Annotated in this window: 9 protein-coding genes; 1 reads left to right on the top strand and 8 read right to left on the bottom strand. The window is 69.9% G+C overall.

Annotated features, from left to right (window positions below; translation table 11 throughout):
* Window positions 1-100: 100 nt before the first annotated feature.
* The 8 genes from CF68_RS34820 to CF68_RS38900 all read right to left on the bottom strand — a co-directional run bounded on the left by CF68_RS34820 (window position 101) and on the right by CF68_RS38900 (window position 7,634).
* A complete protein-coding gene (locus tag CF68_RS34820; protein ID WP_035828154.1) occupies window positions 101-961 on the bottom strand; it encodes a LysR family transcriptional regulator in 861 nt (286 codons plus the stop codon).
* Between the two features lie 125 nt (window positions 962-1,086).
* Complete coding sequence (locus CF68_RS34815) at window positions 1,087-1,449, bottom strand: hypothetical protein (RefSeq protein ID WP_035828152.1); 363 nt, start codon at window positions 1,447-1,449, stop codon at window positions 1,087-1,089.
* 232 nt (window positions 1,450-1,681) lie between these two features.
* Window positions 1,682-2,506 carry a class I SAM-dependent methyltransferase gene (locus CF68_RS34810; RefSeq protein WP_035828149.1) on the bottom strand — a complete coding sequence of 275 codons (825 nt, stop codon included), beginning with the start codon at window positions 2,504-2,506 and terminating at the stop codon, window positions 1,682-1,684.
* A gap of 141 nt (window positions 2,507-2,647) precedes the next feature.
* Entirely contained in the window at window positions 2,648-3,472 is an 825-nt protein-coding gene (locus CF68_RS34805) for an EamA family transporter (RefSeq protein ID WP_035828147.1), read from the bottom strand.
* 77 nt (window positions 3,473-3,549) lie between these two features.
* Entirely contained in the window at window positions 3,550-4,881 is a 1,332-nt protein-coding gene (locus tag CF68_RS34800) for a sorbosone dehydrogenase family protein (RefSeq protein ID WP_035828145.1), read from the bottom strand.
* Window positions 4,882-5,023: 142 nt separating this feature from the next.
* A complete protein-coding gene (locus CF68_RS34795) occupies window positions 5,024-5,728 on the bottom strand; it encodes a glutathione S-transferase N-terminal domain-containing protein (RefSeq protein ID WP_035828143.1) in 705 nt (234 codons plus the stop codon).
* A gap of 101 nt (window positions 5,729-5,829) precedes the next feature.
* On the bottom strand, window positions 5,830-6,588 hold the full coding sequence (locus CF68_RS38905; RefSeq protein ID WP_235205997.1) for an ATP-binding protein: 759 nt from the start codon (window positions 6,586-6,588) through the stop codon (window positions 5,830-5,832).
* Window positions 6,504-7,634 carry a sensor histidine kinase KdpD gene (locus tag CF68_RS38900; RefSeq protein WP_235205996.1) on the bottom strand — a complete coding sequence of 377 codons (1,131 nt, stop codon included), beginning with the start codon at window positions 7,632-7,634 and terminating at the stop codon, window positions 6,504-6,506. The genes CF68_RS38905 and CF68_RS38900 overlap by 85 nt, the downstream gene beginning before the upstream one ends.
* Before the next feature lie 224 nt (window positions 7,635-7,858).
* Here CF68_RS38900 and CF68_RS34785 point away from each other — a divergent pair, with 224 nt between their 5' ends.
* Window positions 7,859-8,518: a response regulator transcription factor gene (locus CF68_RS34785; protein WP_035828140.1), complete on the top strand. Its 660-nt coding sequence runs from the start codon at window positions 7,859-7,861 to the stop codon at window positions 8,516-8,518.
* Window positions 8,519-8,541 lie beyond the last annotated feature (23 nt).

Raw genomic sequence — 8,541 nt, 5'->3', positions numbered from 1 at the left:
GGGCGCGGCCGCCGGGTGCGGCGCGTGCGGCAATGGCGCCTGGTGGCAGTGCCCGGCCCGATGGGCCAACTGGTGCCGGTCCGGATCTGACCGTTTTGCGCTATTGCGGGAAATCCCAGCGCTGCGACCAGTCGGATTCTTCGCGCACGATGTCACGCAGGATGCGCACGGCATCCTGCGACGCGCCTGCGGGGGTCCTGGCGCAGACGAGGAATACCGGATAAGAGAACTCTGACGCGCCTTCCACTCGCGCCAGCACCCCGCTGTCCAGGTAGCTCTGCACCACGCGTGTCCGGAAATACCCACTGCCGCCGAACTGCAGGATGTACTGCAGCGCCAGCGGCCCCAGGTTGAAGTACAGCGAGGCGCGCGCATGCTCCGGCAGCGCGCTGTCATGCTGGCGGCGGAACTCCGGTCCCCAGTCGACATAGACATAGCCGCCGTCGCGCTGCGTAGAGCGGATCAGGATCAGCTTCTCTTCCATCAGCGCCTCGACATGCATGCCGGGCGCGTACTCCGGCTGGTAGACCAGCGTTGCATCCAGCGTGCCTGACTGCAGCTTGCGCTGCAACTCCGCCCCTTCCCCCACCTCCGCCCGCACCGCCTGTGCCGGCATCAGCTGGCGCAGGCGCGTGGTCCACAGCAGCACCAGCGGATTGCCCAGGCTGATTTCCGTGCCAAAGCGAAACAGGCTGGCCAGCCCGGCCGGCAACGGCAGCTCGCGGCAGGCCGCCTCCCAGGTCTGCACCAGCTGGCTGGCGTAGCCGAGAAAGCGCTGGCCATCGGGCGTCAGCCGTGCGCCCGCCTTGTTGCGATCGAACAGGCGGCAGTTGAGCTGCGATTCCAGGCTCTTGATGCGCGCGGTCACGGCAGTCTGCGTGACATGCAGCTTGTCGGCCGCGGCCAGCAGGCTGCCGGTGCGGACGACTTGCAGGAAGGTGCGGGCGAGATCGATGTCCATGGGACGGGGGATTAACCGGTGTGACGAATTGTAGGCAATTGGGCGCGAATATTCCGCAATTGCCGTCACATGGATGACCGCCGAGCTACTTGCTTCGCCGCCCTGCTCCCTGGGGCCCCGCCGGATCAGCGCGCCGGCTGCGGCCGCACCGCCGCTGGCATGGCAACCGGCACGGCGCCTGCCGCCGGCGCGCTGCGCGCCTCGCGCGGCGGCCTCAGCGGCGCGAGGCCTTCCGGCTCCCGCAAGGCCAACCCATTGTCATAACCGGTGGCAACGGCCTCCAGGTACCCGGGGGCAAACTTCTGTTCCGGCGTCACGGCCTGCACGGCAGGCGCTGCAGCCTGCGGCGCTTCGGACTGGGCGCAGGCGACGCTGTTGATGCATAAGCCCAGCACCCGCAGCAGCGCCATGGCCTGGCGCGAGCGGTGCAGGATTGCGGGCGGGCGCGGCGCGGCCTGCCCTGTCTGGCATTGGGGTCGGGTGTACATCGGGGTTCTCCGGGAAGCCATTGCTGGCTGGTGGCACAACGAGCCGCGGCGCCGCGCTCGCTGTCCATTGCGCAATGACCGTGCCACCGCCATAAGGCTGGTTGCGGCGCGGATTACGGCACTTTCCGGGGATGGGATGGTGGGGCCAAGCCGACGCTGGCGGCACGGATGTCGGTCGAACTCCAACACTCCCGGCGGCGTCCGCGCCGCGACAGGTGCGTGAGCCCCGCCCTCAGGGCTTGACCGCCGCCGCCAGCACTGCCGGCATCGGCACCTCGAAGCCGCTGCCGCGCATATAGGCGGCGACGGTGCCGCGCAGCACGGCGCGGATCTCGTCGCGGGCCTTGGGGGTCTGCGCGCGCAGCGTGGCGGCGGCGCGCACGGTGCCCTGGGCCAGCGCATCGAACAGCTGGTCGGGCGCGGAGAAGCGCCATACCTGCGGCACGTTGCGGCAGGTGGGCGAGACAAAGCCGGCCTGCTGCAACGCGGTGCGGCAATGGCCCGGATCGCTGAACAGGAAGAAGTTCGGCCCCACGGGGATATCGACCTCCATCGAGCCGTAGGCGCGGATCGCGGCATAGACCGCGCCGAAACCGACCGCGCGCTCGGGCGTGTCCCACACGGTGAAGGCGATGCGCCCGCCCGGGCGCAGCACGCGGAAGGCTTCGGCCAGCGCGGCGTCGGGGTCGGACAGGTGGCACATGCCGAAGCCATTGACCACGGCATCGAAGCTGGCATCGCCGAACGGCAGCGCCTGCGCATCGGCCTGCTCGTAATGGACATCCGGATGGAGCTTGCGCGCCAGCTGCACCTGCGCCAGCGAGAAATCGATGCCGACGGATTCGGCGCCGCGCCGCACCGCCCCCGCCGCGACATGGCCGGAGCCGGTGGCCACATCCAGCACGCGCAGCCCGCTGGCCACATGGGCCTCGTCCAGCAGGGACTCGACCGATTGCCGGGTCACGTGCGACAGATGCTCCTGGTACTGGCTGACGACCTCGGGATCTTCCCAGCCAGCCAGCTCAAAGGCCCGAAACGAATCTGCGGTGTGGTCCATGCCCTCTCCTCGGCGTCGATGCCAGGCTGCCGGTTTGCGCGGACACAGTGCCCCTCCGCCTCTGACCCCGGTAAAACCAAGTATAGACAGCGCCGGAGGCGCGCAGCGGCCAGGCGTTCAGACCGGCACCCAGACGTGCCCTCAGGCAAAGCGCAGCGTGGCCACGCCGGCGGCGATCAGGCGGGCGGCGCCCACGCGCTCCTTGAGCAGCAGCCCGGAGATCAGCGCGCCGAACAGGATCGAGGACTCACGCAGGGCGGCTACCGGGGCCACCGGCGCGCGTGTCATCGCCCACAGCGACAGCGCGTAGGACGCCAGCGTGCCGCCGCCGCCCACCAGCGCGAACACCAGGTTGCGCCGCACATAGCCGCCCAGTGCCGGCCGGCGCGCCACCAGCGCCCACGCCGCCAGCGGCACCGCGGTCAGCACGAAGATCCAGAACGCATACGCTACCGGCGCGCCGGAGCGGCGCACGCCGGTGCCGTCGATCAGCGTATAGGCGGCGATCACCACTGCGTTCAGCAGCGCCAGCCACATGCCCTCACGGCTGCCAGGGGCACCGCGGGCGCCACCCGCCATGGCCAGGATGCCCAGGCTGATCACGGCGATGCCGCTCCACGCCAGCGCCGACAGGTGCTCGCCCAGCCAGCCCACGCTGGCCACCGCCACCAGCAGCGGCGCGGTGCCGCGCATCAGGGGGTAGGTCTGGCTCATGTCCGCGGTGTGGTAGATGCGTGCCACCAGCGCGAAATACACCACGTGCACGCCCACTGACGCGGCGATGAACGGCCAGCTCGCCGGCGCCGGCTGCGGCAACGCCGGCAGCGCCACGGCGCCCATCAGTCCGGCGCTCACCGCCACCATCACCGTCGACAGCATCTTGTCGCCGCCGCCCTTGACCACCGCGTTCCAGGCGGCATGCAGGAACGCGGCGAGCAGGACGACAGCGAAGACAGTGAGCGACATGGGCGGCAGCGGGCTCGGCGTGGGGGGGCGCCGTCATTCTAGCGGTGCAGTGCCGCCGCTGCCGCGCCATGGTCCGCCTACTTCGCGCCGCTGACCCGCCACACGGTATTGCCGACATCGTCGGCCACCAGCAAACCGCCTTGCTTGTCGATCGCCACGCCCACCGGGCGCCCGCGCGCGTTGCCGTCCTCATCGAGAAAACCAGTCAGCACGTCGAACGGCGCGCCATTGGGCCGGCCCTTGCTGAACGGCACGAAAATCACCTTGTAGCCCGCCAGCGGCCTGCGGTTCCACGAACCGTGCAGGCCCACGAACATGCCTTCGCTGAAGCGCGCCGGCAAGCTGTTGCCGCCGGCGGCGGTCAGCCCGAGCGCTGCGGTGTGCGCCCCCACGGCATAGTCCGGCGCGATGGCCCTGGCCACCAGGTCCGGCGCCGGCGGCTTTACGCGTGCGTCCACATGCTGGCCGTAGTAGCTGTAGGGCCAGCCATAGAAGCCGCCGTCGCGCACCGAGGTGATGTAGTCCGGCACCAGGTCGCTGCCGATCTCGTCGCGCTCGTTGACGGCGGTCCAGAGCATGCCGGTGACCGGCTCCCACGCCATGCCGTTGGGATTGCGCAGGCCGCTGGCAAAGATCCGGTGCGTGCCGGCCTTCGGGTCGACCTCCCAGATGGCGGCGCGGCCGACCTCCTTGTCCATGCCGTGCTCGCCCACGTTGCTGTTGGAGCCCACAGTCACGTACAGCTTGCTGCCGTCGCGGCTGGCGATCAGGCTCTTGGTCCAGTGATGGTTGAGCGGCCCGCCGGGCAGGTCCACCACCTTGCGCGGCGCGGCAGTGATCTGGGTCTGGCCCGGCTGGTACGGAAAGCGCAGCACCGCGTCGGTGGCGGTCACGTAGAAGTCGTTGCCGACCAGGGCCATGCCGAACGGCGAGTTCAGGTCCTTCAGGAACACCGAGCGCTGGTCGGCCACGCCGTCGCCGTTGGTGTCGCGTAGCAGCGTGATGCGGTTGGCGCTGGGCGTGCCGGCGCCGGCGCGCTTCATCACCTTCTTCATGATCCAGCCGCGGATGCCCTTGCCGTCGTCGGGCTTGGGCGGGGCGTTGCTCTCGGCCACCAGCACATCGCCGTTGGGCAGCACGTAGACCCAGCGCGGATGGTCCAGCTTGTCGGCGAAGGCCGTCACCGCCATGCCTGCGGCCGGCACCGGGCGCTGGCCCGCGGCCCAGCCGATGGCCGGCGCGATCTTGACGGTGGGGATCGCGGTCTGGTTGGGTGGCGGCAGCTGCGGCGTGGGGCCAAAGCCCGCTTCGGAAGGCAGCTTGGCCGTTTCACCGCAGGCGGCGAGCGCAGCGGTGGCGCCCGCCAAAAGAACGGCACGCAACAGGGAAAAAGTGGTGGGCATCGGCATGGTCCGGGCTCCTCAGGCAACGCGGGGCGGCGCGCCTGTCCCTGGACTATAGGATGCGGGCCGCCCGCCCCTCTGTAGGCGCCGCGGAAGCCACCGTGTAGGACGGTGCCCACGCCCTCGGCGCGCGCACGCCGCGGCCGCCTCAGCCGCGGTGCGGCGTATCGAGCCCCTTCACCACCGCCGGGCGCTTCACGAACGCGTCCAGCACGCGCCTGACATGCGGGAAGTCCTGGATGCCGACCAGTTCGCCCGCCTCATAGAAGCCAAGCAGGTTGCGCACCCACGGGAAGGTGGCGATGTCGGCAATGGTGTATGCGTCGCCCATGATCCAGTCGCGCCCTTCCAGCCGCTGGTTCAGCACATTCAGCAGGCGCCGGCTTTCGGCCACGTAGCGGTCGCGTGGGCGCTTGTCTTCGTACTCCTTGCCGGCGAACTTGTGGAAAAAGCCCACCTGCCCGAACATCGGCCCGATGCCGCCCATCTGGAACATCACCCACTGGATGGTTTCGTAGCGGCGCGCGGGGTCGGCCGGGATCAGCTGGCCCGACTTGTCGGCCAGGTAGAGCAGGATCGCGCCCGATTCGAACAGCGCCAGCGGCTTGCCGCCCGGGCCGTTGGGATCGAGGATGGCGGGAATCTTGTTGTTCGGGCTCAGCGACAGGAACTCCGGCGACATCTGGTCGTTGGCGTCAAAGCGCACCAGGTGCGGTTCATACGGCAGGCCGGTCTCCTCCAGCATGATCGACACCTTGACCCCGTTGGGCGTGGGCAGAGAATACAGCTGGATGCGGTCGGGATGCTGCGCCGGCCATTTGCGGGTGATGGGGAAAGCGGACAGATCGGGCACACGGGCTCCTGGTTCAGGCGCTTGCGCACTGCGCAAGAAGACGCCGGACAACGGAAAAGCCCGATCATAAACCGCCCGTGCCATGCATGCAGCGCAGCGCCTCAGGCGGTCTCGGCCGGCTGCACCGCGCGATGCAGGGCCGCGCGCAAGGCCTCGCCCTGGATCGGCTTGTGCAACACCGAGAAGCCGCTGTCATGCAGCGCCTGCAGCCGGTCTGGCGCGGTGTCGCCGGTGACGATCAGCGCCGGCACCGCGCGGCCCAGGCTGGCGCGCAGCATGCCGACCGCGGCGATGCCGGTCAGGCCTTCGGCCAGCCGGTAATCGGCAAGGATCAGGTGGACCGGGGCGGGTCCGTCCTGGCTGGCAGCGCGGTACGCAGCGCGCACGGCGGCAACGGTGCGCCCGCCGTAGACCACATGGCCCCAGAGTGTCAGCAGTTCGGTGAGCGCGCCCAGCACCTGCGCATCGTCGTCGACCAGCATCACGCACAGCGGCTCGCCAGCGGCCGCGGGAATGGCGGGGGTGGCTGGATGCACCTGCGCCGCGGCGGCAGCCAGCGGCACGCGCACCGAGAACACGCAGCCGCGCCCCGGTGCGGAACGCAGGCCCACCTGATGGCCAAGCAGCGCCGCCAGGCGCCGCACGATCGCCAGGCCCAGGCCCAGTCCCTTTGCGCCCGCCTGGTCGTCGCCTGCCGTGGCAAGGCCCGGCACCTGCGCATATTCATCGAACACGCGTGCCTGCTGGGCCGCGGCGATGCCAGGGCCGGTGTCGATCACCTGGATCTCCATGGCATTGCCGCGGCGCCGCGCGCCCACCAGGATGCTGGCACGCGGCGCATGCCGCAGCGCATTGGCCACCAGGTTGTCGAGGATGCGCTTGAGCAGGTCCGGATCCTGTCGATCCACGCGCGCGCCGGCACCACCCGCAGCACGCTGCCGCGCTGGCACGCCTGCTCGGCGTACTCGTCGCGCAGCTCGGCTAGCAGCCGCGCCAGCTGCAATGGCTGGCTGCGCACCGGCATCACGCCGGCATCCAGGCGCGAGGCGTCAAGCAGGCCGTCGAGCAGGTTGTCCATGCGCGCCAGCGTGGCTTGCAGCCGGTGGCCGATGGCATGCGCCTGGCTGCCGGCCACGTCGCCACGCTCGCCCAGCGTCAGCAGCGATGCCGCCTGCAGGCCGATGGCATACACGGGCTGGCGCAGGTCGTGCCCGGCCGCCGCCAGGAAGCGCGTCTTGGCCCGGTCCGCGGCGGTGGCGCGGTCGCGCTCGCGCTCAAGCTCGCCGATCAGCGCGACGTTCTCGAAGCGCAGCGTCACGCCGTCGCGCAGCGCGCGATAGGTGACCTGGCTGTAGTAGATGTTGACGCACAGCAGGCACGCGGCAAAGCCCGCGTAGACGCCATACACCGGCCCCTGCTGCACCAGGCAATAGATGGTGAACGGCAGCAGCATGGCCGCGACTGAACCGCGGTAGGTGGCCGGATGCGCCGACAGCGACGGGATCGCGCCACTGGACATGCCGGCCAGCACGATGCAGCAGAACGCCACCAGCTGCGGCTCGGGCGGCAGCAGGATGGCAGAGCCCACGGCGCCCCACAGCAGGCTGGACAGCCAGGACAGCACCATGAAGCGGCGCGCCCACGCCTGCGGCGGCGTGCTGCCGTCACGCCGGAAGTAGCGCCATGACAGGCCGATGCGCAGCGTGGTCAGCAGGTACACCGCGGCCATCCAGCCGGCCAGCATGGACAGCGGCACGCTGGGACGCAGCACGTAGATCACCGGCAGCGCAATGACGAAGTTGGCAAACAGGACCGCGTTGGACTGGCGGTAAAGCAGATCCACCATCGCCGCCGGGACATCGCCGGGCTGCCAGGCCGGCGGCAATCCGGTGCCTGTGGCCGTCATGATGCGAGCGCCCGTTGCGGGCGGCAGGGAGCGGTACGGCAACAGGACAACGGAAGCTTGCGCATGCTAGGTAGGCCGTGGGGCAGGTTGGGCGTGCAACGCTATAATCCAGCCGGCCGCCGGTTCATTGGGGCATTCAGCAGGCCACCTGCAGCTGCCGGACTGACGGGCTGCCGTTTTATACCACCTTCCCTTTCCCATTCGCCACCGATGCACCTGCCGCGATGAGCCGCTTTCCCGTCCCGACCCGCGTGGCCCTTGCCGATGACCATGCCATCGTGCTGGAGGGCCTCAAGCAGGTGCTGTCCGGCATCGGCAACCTGGTCGTGGCGGGCGAAGCGGCCGACGGCACGCAGTTGCTCGCGTTGCTGGCGCGCGAACCGGTCGACCTGCTGGTCATGGACCTAGGCATGCCAGGCGTGGACAGCCTGGCGTTCGTGCAGCGCCTGCGCGCGCGGCACCCCGCGCTGCGCATCCTGGTGCTGACCGGCAACGCGGGGGCGGGCATGGCCCATGCCGCGGTCGAAGCGGGCGCCAATGGCTACCTGGTCAAGAGCGGCGATATCCGCGAACTGGTGCCCGCGCTCATGGCCCTGCGCGACGGCAGCAACTACATGGCCGCGCGCGCTCCCGCACCCGCCACCGCGGCACCGGACGGCATCGCCACGCTCACCCGGCGCGAACAGCAGATCCTGATGCTGATCGCGCGCGGCGCCACCGCCGGCGACATTGCCGCGCAACTCGACATCAGCCCGCTGACTGCGCGCAAGCATCGCGAGAACCTGATGCGCAAGCTTGATCTGCACAATACCGCGGAGGTGGTGGCTTACGCCGCGCGTCAGGGGATTCCGCTGGGTGCTCCAAAGCCGCCCGAAGTAGCCTAAGCAAGGTGTTCTCCCTCTCCCCT

This window comes from Cupriavidus sp. SK-4, from assembly GCF_000611125.1.
GTDB lineage: Bacteria > Pseudomonadota > Gammaproteobacteria > Burkholderiales > Burkholderiaceae > Cupriavidus > Cupriavidus necator.
The sequence above is the reverse complement of the archived record's forward strand: the minus strand, read 5'-3'. Positions and strand labels throughout refer to the sequence as shown.

Excerpts from the sequence above, each read along its gene's own strand:
- CF68_RS34820 (WP_035828154.1), bottom strand. The coding sequence starts at position 961 with ATGGACATCGATCTCGCCCGCACCTTCCTGCAAGTCGTCCGCACCGGC.
- CF68_RS34815 (WP_035828152.1), bottom strand. The coding sequence starts at position 1,449 with ATGTACACCCGACCCCAATGCCAGACAGGGCAGGCCGCGCCGCGCCCG.
- CF68_RS34810 (WP_035828149.1), bottom strand. The coding sequence starts at position 2,506 with ATGGACCACACCGCAGATTCGTTTCGGGCCTTTGAGCTGGCTGGCTGG.
- CF68_RS34805 (WP_035828147.1), bottom strand. The coding sequence starts at position 3,472 with ATGTCGCTCACTGTCTTCGCTGTCGTCCTGCTCGCCGCGTTCCTGCAT.
- CF68_RS34800 (WP_035828145.1), bottom strand. The coding sequence starts at position 4,881 with ATGCCGATGCCCACCACTTTTTCCCTGTTGCGTGCCGTTCTTTTGGCG.
- CF68_RS38900 (WP_235205996.1), bottom strand. The coding sequence starts at position 7,634 with ATGACGGCCACAGGCACCGGATTGCCGCCGGCCTGGCAGCCCGGCGAT.
- CF68_RS34785 (WP_035828140.1), top strand. The coding sequence starts at position 7,859 with ATGAGCCGCTTTCCCGTCCCGACCCGCGTGGCCCTTGCCGATGACCAT.